The organism is Pseudomonas sp. SDO5271_S396 (assembly GCF_054071795.1).
The window spans coordinates 18,812-34,742 of record NZ_JBSVWB010000019.1 but is presented as its reverse complement, the minus strand read 5'-3'; the positions used below and the strand labels follow the sequence as shown (position 1 = coordinate 34,742).

Genomic DNA, 15,931 nt, shown 5'->3' with positions numbered 1-15,931 from the left:
ATGAGCCGTCAGCGATTCGCCACCAGATGTGCGCCGAACAGCAGGTAGCAAGTGCCGGCAAAGCGATCCAGCCATTTGCGCGAACGGCTGTAGAGGCTGGCCATGCGCTCGCTGGAAAACACCAGGGCCACGCTGGAATACCAGCTGAACGACAAGGTGGCCATGGTGATCACCGCCAGGGTCAACAACATCGGTGACGGCGAAGGCGGCATGGTCGACGCGAAAATGGTGGCGACGAACAGCGCGGCCTTGGGGTTGGACAGATTGCCCAGCAACCCCAGGCGCCACGCGGCAAACAACGAACGCTGCGGCTCGTCCGGCAACAGGTTCTGCGCCATGGACGGAGCCGAGCGCTTGAACAGTTTCACGCCCAGGTAAATCAGGTAGCCGCCGCCGATGACCTTGAACGCCAGGTAAAGCATCGGCGCGGCGGTAAACAGCGACTTGATGCCCAGCCCTCCGGCCAGCCCCCAGATGATCGTCCCGGTGGCCACGCCCGCCGAGGCCACCACGCCATGGCGGCGCGAACAGCTGGCGGCCAACTGCGCGGTATTGAAAAAGTTGGGGCCGGGGGTCACCACCGCCACGGTCCAGAGCAGCGCCAGCGACAACAACGGTGCAGCGTAGGGCAGATTGGAAAACAGCATCGAAGATCCCTCTTGAAACGTTGATCGGCCGTTAGCGTTCGGTTTCGGTTTCGGACTCAGGCATGTGCACGAGCAAGTCTCCTGGTTGGCACTGCAAGTAGGCGCAGATCGCGTCCAGCGTCCCCAGGCGTATGCCCTTGACCTTGCCTTGTTTGAGCAGTGACAGGTTCTGCTCGGTAATCCCGATGGCGGCGGCCAGTTCCTTGGACTTGACCTTGCGCCGGGCAAGCATGACGTCCAGTTCAATCACTATGGGCATATCGGTCTCAAACAAAGGTGCGGTTTTCGGAATCCACTTCATTGGCCTGGCGCAGGATACGCGCAATCACCGCGATACACGCCGCCAGAAACAAGGCCACGAAGCTGGGCGCCGTGATGCTCAGGGTGATCATGCGCTGACCGGCAGGCTCGTGCATGGTGACCCAGACGCTGAGCAATGGCTCACACAAAAAATCCAGCAAGACCCAGATTGCCACGGCTTTGCCGACCTTGCCCAGATGCAGCGCTGCGGCGCTGGAGAAATACTCGCCACGCGCGTAATTCTGGAACAGCTTGCGCAGGTGGTTCAAACCGTACACCAGGGCCATCAGCGGTACGCTGGACAACAGAATGCACCCGGCGATCTGCCACAGCGGAAACAGCTCGATCTTGGCCGCTCGCCCGACCATCTGGCGGTCGCTCAGCGCAAAGCCGAATCCCAGCCCGTCACTCAATATGGGGAACACCCACACCACAGTGTTAAGCAGCAACATGCTGACGATCAGCAGGAGCGTGATCATCGACATGCGTTGGCTGAGCTGGGCAAGACGCTGGGTGTCCATAAAGTGAGCCTCGAAGGAATGTGGCGGCACAATAATGGATAAATTATCGTAAAACAATAATAAAATACGCTTCTACAAGTTCATCGTCGGATAGGGAATCATCGTCAGGCCGCCAAAACGCGCACAATCGTTCAAGACCTCGACAGACAACCGGGGTCAGACTGGGTTAACGTGTTTCCATCTTTTTTCGTGACCACTCGCCATGGGCAAACCCTCCGCCACCCTCGACTGGCTGCACCGCGCCCCACACGCCAGCGGCCTGGACCGCATCGAGGCGTACTTTGCCGGTTTCGCCTTTGACCCTCATCGCCATGACACCTACGCCATCGGGCGTACGTTGTTCGGCGTGCAGAGTTTTCATTATCGCGGCGGCATGACCCACAGCATGCCGGGCACGACCATGGTGATTCACCCCGACGAGACCCACGATGGCCGCGCCGGCAGCGAAGAAGGTTTCAAGTACCGGATGATTTACGTGGAACCGGCGCTGATCCAGCAGATTCTCGGAGGCCGGCCGCTGCCGTTCATCCACAATGGCTTGTCCACCGATCCGCGGCTTTACCGCGCCAGCGAAGTGTTGCTGCAAAGCCTGGATTGCCCCATCGATCCGATGCAGGAACAGGACGCCCTGTTCGACCTGGCCCAGGCATTGAGCAACGCCTCCGGGGCGATCGTCAGCCGCAAGAGCTTTGACTACGTGGCCGCCGAGCGCGCGCGGGAGTTTATCCACAGCGCCCTGGGGCGCAGCATCACCCTGGATGAAATCGCCGACCATTGCGGGCGTGATCGCTGGGCGCTGTCGCGGGACTTTCGCCTGCTGTTCGGCACCAGCCCCTACCGTTACCTGACGATGCGGCGGCTGGACCTGGTGCGCAGCCTGCTGGCACAGGGCCAATCACTGGTGGATGCGGCAATGACCGCAGGCTTCACCGACCAGAGCCACATGACCCGGCAATTTCGCAGCACCTACGGCATGCCGCCGTCACGCTGGGTCAGGATGTCAGACCGTTTCCAGGCCCGCTGACGCTCAGAGCTGGCGCCCGTCGAGCGGTTGGCCGATGGTCAGGAAGTGCCCGCCCGCCACATGGTGCAAACTGCGTAGCCCGTCATGCCCCTCGAAATGCCAACGGCCATCACTGAACACGCGTTCATCGGCATACGCCGCGACCACTTCGCCGAGGAACAGATCGTAGGTCTGCTGGTTGTGGGGTTCGGGCAACAGTCGGCATTCCAGCCAGGCAATACAGCCTTCCAGCAGCGGCGCTTCGGTGTACTCACCGCTGAACACCTGCAGGCCGTAGGTGGAAAACTTGTCGGTTTCGGTGCCGGTGGTGTTGCCGACAGTTTGCACAAGATCGGCCTGGGCAGCGCACGGCACCTGCAACACGAAGGTGCCGGAGCCTTCCAGCAGCTGGCGGGTCCAGGTGGCTTTGTCCAGGACCACCGCGACTTTCGGCGGTTCGAAATCCAGCGGCATGGCCCAGGCTGCGGCCATGATATTGCGCTGGCCGTTGTGCGCCGCGCTGACCAGCACGGTCGGGCCGTGGTTAAGCAAACGGTAAGCCTTGGACAGCGGAACGGGGCGACGGTGGGTAGCGCTCATGAATGGCTCTTCGGACAAGGAAAAAGCCTACGATACTCCAACGCCCGCCCCCTCCGTCACTCCCGGTTTCAGTGGTTCAACTGATTGGCGAACTGCCCCACCGCGCTGACCACCTTCTGTGCGCCGTCCTGGATTTCCACGATCACTGTGCCGGCTTCCGCCGCCAGGGCCAGGCCCTGCTCGGCTTGCAGACGGCCGTCGGTCATCAGGGACACCGCATCGCGGGCCATGTCCTGGTTCTGACGCACCACACCGACAATTTCTTCGGTGGCCTTGCTGGTGCGTGAAGCCAGTTGGCGCACTTCATCGGCCACTACCGCAAAACCACGCCCCTGCTCGCCCGCGCGCGCCGCTTCGATGGCGGCGTTGAGTGCCAGCAGGTTGGTCTGTTCGGCGATACCGCTGATGGTCTTGACGATGGTACCGATCACCTGGGACTGCTCGTTCAACGCCTCGATGCCTTCCCCGGCCTGTTGCATGTGCTTGGCCAGGTCGCGCATCACCTCCACCGCCTGGGTCACGACGGTAGTACCACGCTGGGCACTGCTGTCGGTTTGCAGGGACGTGCTGTAGGCAATGTTCGCGGCCTCGGCGACCGCTTGTTCCTGGTTGACCTGATCGGTGATCACCGTGGCGAACTTGACCACCTTGTACAACCGGTCGGTGGTGTCCAGCACCGGGTTGTAGGTCGCCTCCAGCCACACCACGCGGCCATGGCTGTCTACACGCTTGAAGCGTGCCGCCACGAACTCGCCGGCATTCAGGCGCTTCCAGAAGTCCTGGTACTCGGTGCTGTTGTATTCCTCCGGCTCACAGAACATGCGGTGATGTTTGCCCTGGATCTGCGCCAGGCTGTAACCCATGCCGCTGAGGAAGCGGTCATTGGCAGTGAGCACATGTCCGCCGAGGTCGAACTCGATCACCGCGGTGGAACGCACCAGCGCAGTGATCAGGTTTTCGTGCTCGCGGGACGCCTCGATGGTGCGTGTGAGGTCGCTGGAGTAGATCGAAAAATGCTTGATGCGCCCGTCCGAACCCCGCACCGGCTGCAACACCGAACGCAGCCACGCCTCTTTGCCGTTGCCGCGCATCAGGCGCAGGGTGCCGGCGTAATGTTCACCCCGTGCCAGGGCGTTCTTGAAGCGCAGCTGGAATTCGTCCTGACGCAGATTCGCGGGCATCAGGTCATCAATCGTGCGCCCTATCAACTGCGGCGCCTGGTAAGCCAGCTCTTGCAGGAAGTTCGCATTGGCCCAGTCGACCCGGCCTTCGGCGTCCAGCGTCAGGCACAGCATTTCACTTTCCAGGCTCTCCTTGACCTGTTGCAAGCTGGACAATTCTTCGCGAAGAGCCGCCAGCTCTTGCTTCAAACGGGAGTTGAACATGGGGCACCGATGGAAATGAGGGAGAAGGATCTGACCTGCATCGGCGCTGCCGGTATTTTCTGAAGAGGGCTTTAGCCCCAGGCCCAACTATATTTTTGGATCCATTAACTGCCGTTGTTTCGGCATACGCCCATCACCTGGTATTCGAGGGTGTTGAGCTTGCCGCTGGAGTCTTCGTAGGTCATGCGCGACGGCACCGCGTTGCACGAACGAATTGGCGGCGTGACGTTGACCACTTTGGCAATGTCCAGCTTCAGGCCATAGCGATACGCCTGCACCTCGGGCGCCGGCTTGCCCTTTTTGGCGGCGTAATCGGCCATGGCTTTTTCATTGCGCTCCATCATCTGTGCGAACGTGCGATCGCCGCCACCTTCCGCCAATGCACCAAACGACAAGACAGCAGTTAATACGCCCAGCGCCAACTTATAAAAATTCATCGTAATTTCCTCGGTTGAAAGTTCAGCACCGAGACTAACCAACTCACCCTGACGCGATCTTCACCAGAACATTACTTATTTGTTAGATAACGGCGAGTTTCCAGAATTGTAATGTTCACGCCACTTCTTCGTTATTCACGGTTTGCAACTATCAGCCCGGGCCAGATCAATAAGAACGCCCACTTCCATAAGAAGCTGAAAACTGCCATCTCCCAGGAGCGAACCATGCATATCCGCCACTACAGCCTTCCCCTTTCACTGTGCGCCGCGTTGCCCTTGACCGCCGTGACCGCGCAAGACAAGCCCGAGGGGTTTATCGAAGGCAGCAGCGTCAACGTGCTGGCCCGGAATTTTTACTTCAACCGCGATGATCGCAAGGGCCAATCCAGCCCCACCGGCAACGGCTACTCGCAAGCCTGGGCGCAGGGGCTGATCGGACGCTTCGAATCCGGCTTTACCCAAGGTACCGTGGGGTTCGGCCTGGACGCCTTCGCCATGGTCGGCGTGAAACTCGACTCTGGCACCGGCCGCAGCGGCGGCAAAGGCTCGTTTGGCGTGTTGCCGGTGGACAGCGACAATCACCCGGAAGACAACTACAGCAAAGTCGGCGGAGCCGCGAAGTTGCGTGTGCTGGACACCGTGGTCAAGGCCGGCGATGTATTCCCGCTCACTCCGGTGGTGGCTTATGGCGATTCACGGGTTTTGCCGGAAAGCTTTCGTGGGGTCACCGCGCAAAACACCAGCCTTGAAGGTCTGAGCCTGCAAGGCGGACACCTGAGCGGTATGAGCCAGCCAACGCAAAGCGGCATGAACAAAGGCTTCGCGACCTTCTACGCCGGCCCGGTCGACTCGCCCTGGATCGGTTATTTCGGCGGCGACTACACCGTCAACAACCACCTGAGCGTCAGCTTGTACAGCAGCCGCCTGAAGGACGCCTGGGACCAGTACTACGCCGGCACCGCCGGCAGTTATCCACTCAACGACGACGTCTCGCTGTTCGGCGACTTCAACTACTACAAGGCGGTAGACGAAGGTAAAAAACTGTTGGGGGAATTCGATAACACCATCTGGAGCGCCAGACTGGGCGTGAAGGTCGGGGCCCACAGCCTGGCCCTCTCTCACCAGCGCAACAACGGCGATGACGACTTCGATTACCTGCGCCAATCGGACTCGATCTTCCTCAACAACTCGATCCAGTACAGCGACTTCAACTCGCCCAAGGAGCGTTCCTGGATGGTGCGCTACGACCTGGACATGCAGGCGTTCGGCATTCCCGGCCTGTCGTTCATGACCCGCTACGGCAAAGGCACCGGCGCTGACTACAGCAACGCCAACGCGGTGTACATGCGTCGCGACAGTGCCGGCAACCCGCTCACCGACCAGCGCCGCTGGGAACGGGATATCGAGGCCAAATATGTGGTGCAGGCCGGCCGTTTGAAGGACTTGTCACTGCGACTTCGCCAGGCAACCGTGCGTTCAAGTACATTCGAGTCGGACCTGGAAGAAGTTCGGCTGATTGTCGAATACCCCATCGCAGTGCTCTGAATTCTGCCGATTAGTTTCACTTGTCGACGTTCTATACCTGCTCACAAGTTGAAGCCTGTCAGAACTGTAATATCGGCCTCACCTTCGCGTTAAGTTGCACTTCTTACAGTGCACATCGCACACACCTCATCTCTGCGGCTGTTGTGTAGCTCCTTTGGAACAGAGATGAATTTTTACGCCCCGCCCGGGGCGTTTTTTTTGCACGCGGCGTCAGTGACGAATCGTCGCACCGGCTTGGCTCGGCTTGACCCTAAAGTTACTTCACGGTTCAGAGTCTTCCTACAGCGCACCCCGCCTCCCTATGAGGCCATGTCCTTTTTCGTTTTTATTGAAGGTAAATCCCCATGCGTATCCTTGTGGTTGAGGACGAGCAGAAAACCGCCGACTACCTACAACAAGGCCTGACCGAAAGCGGTTACGTCGTCGATTGCGCCGCCAGCGGCATCGATGGGCTGCACCTGGCCCGGCAGCACAGCTATGAACTGGTGATCCTCGACGTCAACTTGCCCAACACCGACGGTTGGGATGTGCTGGCGCAACTGCGCCGCGACGGCAACCAGCGCGTGATGATGCTCACCGCGCGCGGTCGGCTGGCCGACAAGATCAAGGGCCTTGACATGGGCGCCGACGATTATCTGGTCAAGCCCTTTGAATTCCCGGAACTGCTGGCCCGCGTGCGAACCTTGTTGCGGCGCAGCGAGCACATTCCACTGCCGGATGTGCTGCGTGTCTCGGACCTGGAACTCGACCCGCGCCGACATCGCGCCTATCGCGGCAACCGCCGCATCGACCTGACCACCAAGGAGTTCGCCCTGCTGCATGTGTTGATGCGCCAGGCCGGCGAAGTGATGACCCGTACGCAGATCATCTCGCTGGTGTGGGACATGAACTTCGACTGCGACACCAATGTAGTGGAGGTTTCCATCAGCCGCCTGCGGGCCAAGGTCGATGATCAGAGCGAGGTGAAGTTGATCCACACCATTCGCGGCGTGGGTTATGTGCTGGAGGCGCGCCCATGAAGACCAGCAGTCTGTCGATGCGCCTGGGGCTGACGGTCAGCCTGATGGGCGCCGGGTTGGTGCTGCTGCTGGCGACCCTGGCGTACCTGGCCCTGACCCACGAACTGGACAAGCTGGCACGCAAGGGCCTGGAAAACAAAATGGAGCAGCTGGCCCATACCCTCGGCCAGGGCCTGGATGAACACCGCATCACCAATCGCCCTCACTCACTGCTGGACCTGGTGATGGGTCACGACAACATCTACCTGACCATCCTCGGCGCACGGCCCGAGGCAACGGTGCTACTGAGCGTCGGCGCCAAGCCCCAACAGCCCTTGTTGCTCGACGTGCCCACCGGTAAAAACCTGGCGTATTTGAACTGGGTCGACGGCCAGGGCAATCGTATCCTCAGTGCCACGCGCCTGATGCCCCTGCAAGGGGGCGAGTACGTACATGTGCTGCTGTCGCTGGACCGTTCGGATGATGAAGCGTTGCTCAGTGCCTACCTGCGCTCCACGGTGATCGCCCTGCCGATGCTGCTGATCCTGATCGGCATGGGCGCCTGGTGGCTGGTGCAACGCGGGCTCGCGCCACTGCAGCAGTTCAGCCGTGTTGCAGCCAAGGTCACGACCCAGGACCTGACCCATCGCCTGTCCCTGGACAACCTGCCCAAAGAGCTGGGCGAACTGGCCGAGGGCATCAACGTTATGCTGCATCGCCTCGACGCCGGAGTGCAGCAACTGTCGCAGTTCTCCGACGACCTGGCCCACGAACTGCGCGCGCCCCTGACCAACCTGATGGGCAAGGCCCAGGTGACCCTGTCCCGCGAACGGCCCTCGGAGGACTACAAGGCCAGCCTGGAATCCTGCACCGAGGAAATGGAGCGCCTGTCGCGCATGGTCTCCGACATGCTGTTTCTCGCCCAGGTCAGCCACCCGGCAGCGCGCGCCGGGTTTGCTCCGGTATCGCTGGCGCAGGAGGCGCAGCGTGTGATGGAGTTGTTCGCCCTCAGCGCCGAGGACAAACACATCACCCTGAGCCTGCGCGGCGATGCCTGGGTGCTGGGGGATCGCCTGATGATCCAGCGCGCTATCTCCAACCTGCTGTCCAACGCCATTCGCCATACCCCGCACGACGCCAGCATCTTGCTGCTGGTGGAAAGCTATGAGCAAAGCGTATCGCTGTCCGTGGGCAACCCCGGGCGCGGCATCGAAGCCCATCACCTGCCGCACCTGTTCGAACGTTTCTATCGCGCCGACAACAGCCGCGCCCGGGCCGAAGGCGGCACCGGCCTGGGGCTGGCCATCGTGCAGTCGATCATGCACCTGCATCAGGGGCACGCCGACGTCAGCAGCCAGCCGGGCCGGTTCACACGGTTCAGCCTGGTGTTTCCTCTTCCTTGCGATGGGCCCACTGGTACAACGCCGGCAGCACCAGCAAGGTCAGCAACGTAGAGGAGATGATCCCGCCGATCACCACCGTCGCCAGGGGCCGCTGCACTTCGGCGCCGGTACCGGTGGCGAGCGCCATCGGGATAAAACCGAGGGACGCGACCAACGCCGTCATCAACACCGGACGCAGCCGGGTCAGCGCGCCCTCATTGATCGCCATCGACAACGAACGCCCTTCCTCACGCAGGTTGCGGATGAAGGCGATCATCACCAGGCCGTTCAATACCGCCACACCGGACAAGGCAATAAAACCCACACCCGCCGAGATCGACAACGGAATATCCCGCAGCCACAGCGCCATGATCCCCCCCGTCAACGCAAACGGAATTCCGGTGAACACCAGCAGGCCGTCCCTGAGGTTGTTGAACATCATGAACAACAATCCGAACACCAGCAGCAACGCTACCGGCACCACAATGCGCAAGCGCTCGGACGCTTCCTTCAACTGTTCGAACTGGCCGCCCCAGTTGGTCCAGTAGCCCGCCGGGACCTTCACCTGGGCGAGAATCGCCGCCTCAGCCTCTTCCACGAACGAGCCGATATCCCGCCCGCGCACGTTGGCGCTGACGATCACCAGGCGCTTGCCGTTCTCGCGGCTGATCTGGTTCGGGCCGAGGACCAGGTCCAGGCTCGCCACCTGGGACAAGGCGATGAAACCCAACTGGCCGGAAGCGTTTACCGGCACTGGAATCAACAGCCGCGACAACCCGTCGATATCGGTGCGCAGCGCGTCGGACAAGCGCACGACCATGTCGAAACGCCGGTCACCTTCGTACAGCGTACCGGCCTGGCGCCCGCCGACGGCGACCGCGATGGTGTCCTGCACATCGCCCACGTTCAGGCCAAAACGCGCGGCCTTGTCGCGGTCGATATTGATGGTCAGCACCGGCAGGCCGGAGGTTTGTTCAACCTTGACTTCCGAGGCGCCGTTGAGCTTTTGCAAGGTCTCGGCGATTTCGCCGGCGGTCTGGTTGAGCACGTCCATGTCATCGCCAAACACCTTCACCGCCACATCGCTGCGCACCCCGGAAATCAGCTCGTTGAAACGCAGTTGAATCGGCTGCGACAACTCGTACGCGCTGCCCGGCACAATCGCGCTGGCACGCTGGATATCGGCGATCAGGGTTTCCCGGGACTTCTTCGGGTCGGGCCATTGGTCCTTGGGTTTGAGCATCACGTAGCTGTCGGAAATGTTCGGCGGCATCGGGTCGGAAGCAATTTCCGCAGTGCCGGTACGTGCGAATACCCGCTCGATTTCCGGCACCTGGGCCATCAAGGTTTTTTCCAGTTGCTGCTGCATCTGCACCGACTGCGTCAGGCTGGTACCGGGTACGCGCAAGGCCTGCTGGGCAAAATCGCCTTCGCTGAGGCTGGGGATAAATTCGCTGCCCATGCGGCTGGCAACCACGCCCGAAGCGACGATGGTCAATACCGCCAGGCCGAACACCAACGGACGCCGCGCCATCACCCAGCCCAGCACCGGCGCATACTCCCGACGCGCACTGCGCATGACAAGGTTTTCTTCTTCCTTGACCTTGCCGGTGACGAACAACGCAATCGCCGCCGGCACAAAGGTCACCGACAGCATCATCGCGCCCAATAGAGCGATCACCACGGTAAACGCCATGGGATGGAACATCTTCCCGGCCACCCCGGTGAGGGCGAAGATCGGCAGGTACACCACCATGATGATCAGTTGTCCGAAGATCAGCGCTCGTCGTGCTTCCTTGGCGGCAGCGAACACTTCGTGCAGGCGCTCGCTGCGCGTCAACAGTCGCCCGTGACGCTGCTGTGCGTGAGCCAGGCGGCGGATGGCGTTTTCGACGATCACCACCGCACCGTCGACGATGATGCCGAAATCCAGCGCACCGAGGCTCATCAAGTTGGCGCTGACCTTGTTGGTGAACATGCCGGTGAAGGTGAACAGCATCGCCAGCGGGATCACCATCGCGGTGATCAGTGCGGCGCGGATATTGCCGAGGAACAGGAACAGCACCGCGACCACCAACAGCGCGCCTTCGAAGAGGTTTTTCTTCACCGTGGCGATGGCTTTTTCGACCAGATTGGTGCGGTCGTAGACCGTGACGGCGACCACGCCTTCGGGCAGCGAGCGGTTGATCTCTTCGAGTTTTTTCGCCACGGCCAGGGACACGCTGCGGCTGTTTTCGCCGATCAACATGAACACCGTGCCGAGTACGACCTCGCGACCGTTTTCCGTGGCGGCACCGGTGCGCAACTCGCGGCCGATCTCGACCTGGGCCACATTGCGCACGCGAATCGGCGTGCCGTCCGCACTGGTGATGACAATATTGGCGATGTCATCGATGGACGCCAATTGTCCTGGCGCACGGATCAGCAGTTGCTCGCCACTGCGCTCGATGTAGCCGGCGCCGACGTTGGCGTTGTTGCGCTCCAGCGCCGTGACCAGGTCATTCAAGGTCAGGTTGTAGGCGGCCAGGCGCTTGGGGTCGGGCGCGATCTGGTACTCCTTGGCGAAGCCGCCAATGGTGTTGATCTCGGCCACGCCCGGTACGTTGCGCAGTTGCGGCTTGATGATCCAGTCCTGGATGACACGAAGGTCCGTCGGGGTGTAAGGCGTGCCGTCGTCCTTGCGCGCACCGTCCCTGGCCTCGACGGTCCAGAGGAAAATCTCCCCCAGTCCGGTGGAAATCGGCCCCATCGCCGTCTCGATACCCTGCGGCAATTGCCCGCGGGCCACTTGCAGGCGCTCATTGACCAATTGGCGGGCGAAGAACAGATCGGTGCCGTCCTTGAAGATCACCGTCACCTGGGACAAACCGGAACGCGACAACGAACGGGTCTGCTGCAAACCGGGCAAGCCGGCCATGGCGGTTTCGATGGGAAAGGTGATGCGCTGTTCGGTTTCCAGCGGCGAATACCCGGCCGCTGCAGAGTTGATCTGCACCTGCACATTGGTGATGTCGGGCACCGCGTCGATGGGCAGTTTCTGATAGCTGGCGATGCCGACACCGGCCATCAACAGCACTGCCAGCAGCACGATGATGCGCTGCTCGATGGCAAATTGGATAAGGCGCTCAAACATGGGAAATCACTCGCGGGATCAATGGGCGTGTTCGGCCGAGCCTTTGCCCAGTTCGGACTTGAGGATGAAGCTGCCGACGGTGGCCACCTGCGCTCCCGCCTCAAGCCCCTGACGTACCTCGACGTAGCCGTCTTCCCTCGCGCCCAGCTCCAGGTGACGGGTGACAAATCCGTGCTCGGTGCGCACGAACACCGAAGGCTTGTCCTCGACGGTCTGGATCGCCTCCTGGGGCACCGTGACCCTGGCCTGGAAGGTGTCGGCGGCCAATTGCACGCTCACAAACAGACCCGGGCGCCAGGCATCGTCAGGATTGGGCACGCTGATGCGCACCGTCGCGGTGCGGGTTTGTTCACCGAGCAGATTGCCGACATACGCCACCGTACCCTGCACGTCAGTGCCCATTTCGGTGGAGCTGACCTTGACCGGCTTGCCGACGCGGACCTTGTTCAGGTCCTTGGGAAACACGCCGAACGTCACCCACACCTGGGACAGGTCCGAAAGAGTGAAGGCGCTAGTGGTTTCACTCACGACTTCGCCGACACCCAAGTGTTTTTCCACCACCACGCCGGCGAACGGTGCACGCAGCTCATAGCGATTGCCCCCCACCAGCACGGCGTTGCCGCTGAGGGCAGTCATCTTCTGACGCGCGTTGTTCAGGGCGATTTCGGCTTCTTGCAGGGTCTGGCGCGCCAGCAGGTAATCCTGCTCGGCAGAGATTTTGTCCTGCCACAATTGGCGTTCGCGCTGGAAGGTGGTGCGTGCCAGTTCGACCCGCCGCTCGCTGGCCGCCAACTCGCTGCGCTGCTCGGAAATCTGCTGGCTGGCGATCACCGCCAAGACCTCGCCCTTCTTCACCGACTGGCCAAGGTTGACCTTCACCGACTCCACCACCCCCGCCGTACGCGGGACGATGTGGGACGTGCGGTCTTCGTCGAAGCGCACCTCGCCCGGCAGCACCAGTAACGTGCTGACCGAACGGGGTTGTGCCTCAGCGATTTGAATGCCGGCGGCCTGGATCTGCTGTGCGGTGAGTTCAAGTTCGCCTTCTTCTTCATCGGCCTGCGCAAAACTGCACAGCATCAGGCCCAGGGCGACGGCAAGCGCCACACCTTGTCGGTTGTTCATAGAGGACTCCAAAGACAATCAAAAACGGGCGAGGTCGCCGTAGATCCGTTCGATGCGTACCCAGGCGTCGGTGGCCTGGGCGGTGGCGGTGAGGTATTGGGTGCGCGCCGCAATCAGCGTGCGCTGGGCGTCCAGCACGTCGAGGAAGCTGAACTTGCCCATTTCGAACCCTCGGGTGGCACTGTCGACCGCGCTTTGCGCGGCGGGCAGGATCTGCTGGTTGAATGCGTGCACTTCGGTATTCGCGGATTGCCACAGGTCGAGGGCCTGGCGGGTTTCGGTGCGCAAGCGCAATTCGGCGGCGTTGCGCAGGTCGCGGGCCTGGTCGGCACGACGGCTGGCGGCCAGCACATTGCCCTGGTTGCGGTTGAACAACGGGATAGGCATCGACACGCCCACCAGGTTCACGCGCTCACGCACGCCGGCGTCGTACTGGCTGCCGATGGACACGTCGAGGTCGGGAATGCGCTGGGCTTTCTCCAGACCGACGCTGGCTTCGTTTTGCAGGATGCTCAGTTCTGCCAGGCGCAGCTCGGCGGTTTGCTCCAGACGCGTCAGCAGTTGGGTGGCTGCCGGCAAGGGCGGTATGGATTGGGCTTGCGTGGCGACCGCCTGGAAGTCCGCGGTGGCACTGCCCGTGCTGGCAGCGAGCCGACGATAGGCGTCGGTGAGGCCGACCTGCGCGCGGTTCAGCTCCAGGCGAATCTCGGACAATTGCACCTGGGCCCGGGTGCCTTCCACCGGCGACGCCTTGCCCGCAGTCACTCGCCCATTGGCGACCACCAGGCCGCGCTCGGCCAAGGCCAGGGAGCGCTGGGCAAGGTCGAGGCGCTCCTGGGCGCGCAGGGCGCCGTAGTAGTTGTCGATCACCTCGGCACGCAAGGTGTTGCGCCGCTGCTCCAGGGTCAGCGCGGCGGCGTCCCGGGCGCGGGAAGCGACGTCGATGCGTGCGCCACGTTTGCCGCCCAGCTCCACGGTCTGGCTGATCTTGATACTGGTGGTGCGCGAGTCACGGCGGGTGTCTTCAGCGTCCCAGGAGGCCACCGGGTTGGGGATGAGCCCCGCCTGCTGGCGTCCCCCCTGGGCAATGTCGATCTCCCATTGCGCCGCCGCCAGGTCCGGGTTGTTGGCGAAGGCGGTTTGCAGGGCCGCATCGAGGGTGAGGGTTTGTGCCTGGGCCGCGCTGGCAACAATCCACAACACAGCGGCCCCCAGAAGTTTTTTAACGGAAATAGCCATAACGAGAGTTCCACGCCCATGAAGTGCAAGCGGAGGGCAATGTAGCCGTCGAGACTTATCAGGGCGGTGGAGCAAAGATTACAAATCCGACAGCAATGGCTCTGGGGCGGGCATTTCGCTGTCTTACCGCTGATCGCACCAAAACGGTACATAAGCACTTGGCCATCGTCGTATCGGGTATGCTTTTCGAACAAGAAACAAAAAGAAACAATTTCCCCAACCTGTTCGATAAGGAGTCCCGTCTTGGAGTTATCGACTGCCGCGTGGATGGTTCACGACACCCGCCTCATGTTCTGTGTACTGCTGGCGATTGTCAGCATCATCGTGCTGATCAGTGCGACCCGGTTGCCGCCGTTCCTGTCGATTCTGATCGGCACCTTTATCGCCGGGGTCGGCGCGGGACTGCCGCCCGAAGAAGTCGCCAAGGCGTTCAGCAAAGGGGCGGGAGCGATCCTCGGCGAAGCCGGGATCATCATTGCCCTGGGTTCGATGCTCGGCGCGCTGATGGCGGAATCCGGTGCAGCCGACCGTATCGCCACCACCTTGCTCGGATTGGGCAAGGGCAAGGCATTGCCCTGGGTAATGGCGCTGGTGGCCATGGTGATCGGCCTGCCGCTGTTTTTCGAAGTGGGCCTGGTGATGATGGTGCCGATCATCTTTGTGATGGCCAAGCGCTCGAACCTGCCGCTGCTGAAAATCGCCATTCCGGCACTGGCCGGCATGACCACTCTGCACGCGCTGATGCCCCCACACCCGGGGCCCCTGATTGCGGTGAGCGCCCTGCATGCCGACCTGGGCCTGACCATGCTGCTGGGCTTTTGCCTGGCGGTGCCGGCGGTGATCCTGGCCGGGCCGATCTATGGCAATTGGTTGTCCAAGCGGTTACAGGTGGATGAACCCGCCGATATCGGCGCGCTGTTCAGCGCCCCGCCCAAAGCCCCGCGTCAACCAAGCTTCGGCGTGTCGTTGCTGATCATTCTGTTGCCGGTGATCTTGATGCTCGGCAGCACCCTGGCCAAAGTCGCCATGCCGCCGCAAAGCACGGTCGCGATAACCCTGAAATTCCTTGGTGAGCCCCTGATTGCCCTGGGCCTGGCGGTGATCGCTGCCGTGATCTGCCTGGGCTGGGCTGCCGGCATGCCGCGCGCCGAAGTCGGCAATACCCTGCGCAAGGCCCTGGCGCCGATCGCCGTGCTGCTGCTGACCATCGGCGCCGGTGGCGGCCTCAAGCAAACCCTGTTGGACGCGGGAGTGAGCCAGACCATCAGCAAGGTTGCCGAGGGCGCGCATATGCCCTACCTGTTGCTGGCCTGGCTGATCGCCGTGGCCCTGCGCCAGGCCACCGGCTCGGCGACCGTCGCCACCACGACCACCGCCGGCATCCTCGCCCCCATGATGGCCGGGCTGGCGGTGACGCAAAGCTCGCTGGTCGCCCTGGCGATTGGCGCAGGCTCGGTGTTCTTCTGCCACGTCAACGACGCCGGATTCTGGATGGTGCGCGAGTACTTCGGCTTGCAGCTGAAACAGACGATCTGGGTGTGGTCGGTGTTGCAGACCATCGTTTCAGTGGTGGGACTGGTCGGTACGTTGGTGCTCTGGCACTTTTTGACCTGACC

At 61.8% G+C, this 15,931-nt stretch carries 13 protein-coding genes and 2 pseudogenes; 5 read left to right on the top strand and 10 right to left on the bottom strand.

Annotation, left to right across the window (positions count from 1 at the left end; genetic code table 11):
• Nucleotides 1-8 precede the first annotated feature (8 nt).
• From ACW9IN_RS14995 to ACW9IN_RS14985, 3 genes are read right to left on the bottom strand one after another with little or no spacing between them, the layout of a single operon-like run.
• Complete coding sequence (locus ACW9IN_RS14995; protein WP_457366623.1) at nt 9-647, bottom strand: LysE family transporter; 639 nt, start codon at nt 645-647, stop codon at nt 9-11.
• 31 nt (nt 648-678) lie between these two features.
• A complete protein-coding gene (locus ACW9IN_RS14990) occupies nt 679-906 on the bottom strand; it encodes a helix-turn-helix domain-containing protein (RefSeq protein ID WP_457366622.1) in 228 nt (75 codons plus the stop codon).
• Between the two features lie 7 nt (nt 907-913).
• Nucleotides 914-1,468: a DUF2975 domain-containing protein gene (locus ACW9IN_RS14985; RefSeq protein WP_457366621.1), complete on the bottom strand. Its 555-nt coding sequence runs from the start codon at nt 1,466-1,468 to the stop codon at nt 914-916.
• Between the two features lie 202 nt (nt 1,469-1,670).
• On the opposite strand from ACW9IN_RS14985, the gene ACW9IN_RS14980 reads away from it, so the two are divergent.
• Nucleotides 1,671-2,492 (top strand): AraC family transcriptional regulator, encoded by an 822-nt coding sequence (locus tag ACW9IN_RS14980; protein WP_457366620.1) that lies wholly within the window; start codon nt 1,671-1,673, stop codon nt 2,490-2,492.
• Nucleotides 2,493-2,495: 3 nt separating this feature from the next.
• Here ACW9IN_RS14980 and ACW9IN_RS14975 read toward each other — a convergent pair whose 3' ends face one another.
• From ACW9IN_RS14975 to ACW9IN_RS14960, 4 genes and pseudogenes are all read right to left on the bottom strand, one after another.
• Nucleotides 2,496-3,071, bottom strand: a complete 576-nt coding sequence (locus ACW9IN_RS14975) for a flavin reductase family protein (RefSeq protein ID WP_457366619.1) — start codon at nt 3,069-3,071, stop codon at nt 2,496-2,498.
• A 68-nt stretch (nt 3,072-3,139) separates the two neighbouring features.
• A pseudogene (locus tag ACW9IN_RS14970) lies at nt 3,140-3,571 on the bottom strand (methyl-accepting chemotaxis protein); the annotation flags it as partial.
• A gap of 108 nt (nt 3,572-3,679) precedes the next feature.
• Nucleotides 3,680-4,366: pseudogene (locus ACW9IN_RS14965) on the bottom strand (PAS domain-containing protein); the annotation flags it as partial.
• 194 nt (nt 4,367-4,560) lie between these two features.
• Nucleotides 4,561-4,893 (bottom strand): DUF2790 domain-containing protein, encoded by a 333-nt coding sequence (locus ACW9IN_RS14960; RefSeq protein WP_457366618.1) that lies wholly within the window; start codon nt 4,891-4,893, stop codon nt 4,561-4,563.
• A gap of 225 nt (nt 4,894-5,118) precedes the next feature.
• Here ACW9IN_RS14960 and ACW9IN_RS14955 point away from each other — a divergent pair, with 225 nt between their 5' ends.
• The 3 genes from ACW9IN_RS14955 to ACW9IN_RS14945 all read left to right on the top strand — a co-directional run bounded on the left by ACW9IN_RS14955 (nt 5,119) and on the right by ACW9IN_RS14945 (nt 8,890).
• A complete protein-coding gene (locus tag ACW9IN_RS14955) occupies nt 5,119-6,438 on the top strand; it encodes an OprD family porin (protein ID WP_457366617.1) in 1,320 nt (439 codons plus the stop codon).
• A gap of 344 nt (nt 6,439-6,782) precedes the next feature.
• A complete protein-coding gene (locus tag ACW9IN_RS14950) occupies nt 6,783-7,457 on the top strand; it encodes a heavy metal response regulator transcription factor (RefSeq protein ID WP_457366616.1) in 675 nt (224 codons plus the stop codon).
• The gene (locus tag ACW9IN_RS14945) at nt 7,454-8,890 is read left to right on the top strand and encodes a heavy metal sensor histidine kinase (RefSeq protein ID WP_457366615.1); all 1,437 of its coding nucleotides are present in this window, start codon (nt 7,454-7,456) and stop codon (nt 8,888-8,890) included. The genes ACW9IN_RS14950 and ACW9IN_RS14945 overlap by 4 nt, the downstream gene beginning before the upstream one ends.
• Here ACW9IN_RS14945 and ACW9IN_RS14940 read toward each other — a convergent pair.
• From ACW9IN_RS14940 to ACW9IN_RS14930, 3 genes are read right to left on the bottom strand one after another with little or no spacing between them, the layout of a single operon-like run.
• Entirely contained in the window at nt 8,814-11,951 is a 3,138-nt protein-coding gene (locus ACW9IN_RS14940; protein ID WP_457366614.1) for a CusA/CzcA family heavy metal efflux RND transporter, read from the bottom strand. The genes ACW9IN_RS14945 and ACW9IN_RS14940 overlap by 77 nt on opposite strands.
• An 18-nt stretch (nt 11,952-11,969) precedes the next feature.
• Nucleotides 11,970-13,076: an efflux RND transporter periplasmic adaptor subunit gene (locus tag ACW9IN_RS14935; RefSeq protein WP_457366613.1), complete on the bottom strand. Its 1,107-nt coding sequence runs from the start codon at nt 13,074-13,076 to the stop codon at nt 11,970-11,972.
• 18 nt (nt 13,077-13,094) lie between these two features.
• On the bottom strand, nt 13,095-14,315 hold the full coding sequence (locus tag ACW9IN_RS14930; RefSeq protein WP_457366612.1) for a TolC family protein: 1,221 nt from the start codon (nt 14,313-14,315) through the stop codon (nt 13,095-13,097).
• 243 nt (nt 14,316-14,558) lie between these two features.
• Here ACW9IN_RS14930 and ACW9IN_RS14925 point away from each other — a divergent pair, with 243 nt between their 5' ends.
• Nucleotides 14,559-15,929: a GntT/GntP/DsdX family permease gene (locus ACW9IN_RS14925; protein ID WP_457366611.1), complete on the top strand. Its 1,371-nt coding sequence runs from the start codon at nt 14,559-14,561 to the stop codon at nt 15,927-15,929.
• Nucleotides 15,930-15,931: the final 2 nt, after the last annotated feature.

Excerpts from the sequence above, each read along its gene's own strand:
- ACW9IN_RS14995 (WP_457366623.1), bottom strand. The coding sequence starts at position 647 with ATGCTGTTTTCCAATCTGCCCTACGCTGCACCGTTGTTGTCGCTGGCG.
- ACW9IN_RS14990 (WP_457366622.1), bottom strand. The coding sequence starts at position 906 with ATGCCCATAGTGATTGAACTGGACGTCATGCTTGCCCGGCGCAAGGTC.
- ACW9IN_RS14985 (WP_457366621.1), bottom strand. The coding sequence starts at position 1,468 with ATGGACACCCAGCGTCTTGCCCAGCTCAGCCAACGCATGTCGATGATC.
- ACW9IN_RS14980 (WP_457366620.1), top strand. The coding sequence starts at position 1,671 with ATGGGCAAACCCTCCGCCACCCTCGACTGGCTGCACCGCGCCCCACAC.
- ACW9IN_RS14975 (WP_457366619.1), bottom strand. The coding sequence starts at position 3,071 with ATGAGCGCTACCCACCGTCGCCCCGTTCCGCTGTCCAAGGCTTACCGT.
- ACW9IN_RS14960 (WP_457366618.1), bottom strand. The coding sequence starts at position 4,893 with ATGAATTTTTATAAGTTGGCGCTGGGCGTATTAACTGCTGTCTTGTCG.
- ACW9IN_RS14955 (WP_457366617.1), top strand. The coding sequence starts at position 5,119 with ATGCATATCCGCCACTACAGCCTTCCCCTTTCACTGTGCGCCGCGTTG.
- ACW9IN_RS14950 (WP_457366616.1), top strand. The coding sequence starts at position 6,783 with ATGCGTATCCTTGTGGTTGAGGACGAGCAGAAAACCGCCGACTACCTA.
- ACW9IN_RS14945 (WP_457366615.1), top strand. The coding sequence starts at position 7,454 with ATGAAGACCAGCAGTCTGTCGATGCGCCTGGGGCTGACGGTCAGCCTG.
- ACW9IN_RS14940 (WP_457366614.1), bottom strand. The coding sequence starts at position 11,951 with ATGTTTGAGCGCCTTATCCAATTTGCCATCGAGCAGCGCATCATCGTG.
- ACW9IN_RS14935 (WP_457366613.1), bottom strand. The coding sequence starts at position 13,076 with ATGAACAACCGACAAGGTGTGGCGCTTGCCGTCGCCCTGGGCCTGATG.
- ACW9IN_RS14930 (WP_457366612.1), bottom strand. The coding sequence starts at position 14,315 with ATGGCTATTTCCGTTAAAAAACTTCTGGGGGCCGCTGTGTTGTGGATT.